The organism is Rahnella sp. RcJ3, assembly GCF_009498575.1.
Classification (GTDB): domain Bacteria; phylum Pseudomonadota; class Gammaproteobacteria; order Enterobacterales; family Enterobacteriaceae; genus Rahnella; species Rahnella aceris.
Genome location: NZ_QSNX01000002.1, coordinates 1 through 541, shown reverse-complemented (window position 1 = coordinate 541; position 541 = coordinate 1). Strand labels below are relative to the sequence as shown.

The 541-nt window shown below is 49.0% G+C and carries 2 tRNA genes; both read right to left on the bottom strand.

Annotated elements, in window-relative coordinates:
• Nucleotides 1–182: 182 nt before the first annotated feature.
• Nucleotides 183–258: transfer RNA gene (locus DXU84_RS02575), tRNA-Trp, on the bottom strand.
• 53 nt (nucleotides 259–311) lie between these two features.
• Nucleotides 312–388: transfer RNA gene (locus DXU84_RS02570), tRNA-Asp, on the bottom strand.
• Nucleotides 389–541: the final 153 nt, after the last annotated feature.

Sequence of the window (541 nt, the reverse complement as noted above, 5' to 3'; positions counted from 1 at the left end):
TGGCGAAATGGAAAATGTGAAGGTAAACAAACCGACATTACTAACTGACGGTTGTATCTAATCCTGGGGGCAGGTCAAATCCCCAGAATAGTGGGGCTAAGGGGAAGAGGTTAAAAAATAGAGAGGAGTTTCAGGAAATTGAGACGAAAAAAAACCCCTCGCTTTCGCGAAGGGTTTAAATATGGCAGGGGCGGAGAGACTCGAACTCGCGACACCCGGTTTTGGAGACCGGTGCTCTACCAACTGAGCTACGCCCCTAAATTACGCTTACTATTATGCCTGCTAATTTAGCAGGCATAATTTTTAATAATTGGCGGAACGGACGGGGCTCGAACCCGCGACCCCCTGCGTGACAGGCAGGTATTCTAACCAACTGAACTACCGCTCCACCGGTTCTTTCACACGTATCAGCAATCGTCTGATACCTGTTTGTTCCTGTTATTTTCCTTGTCAGGGGAAAAGGAACTAATTTGATGCCTGGCAGTTCCCTACTCTCGCATGGGGAGACCCCACACTACCATCGGCGCTACGGCGTTTCACT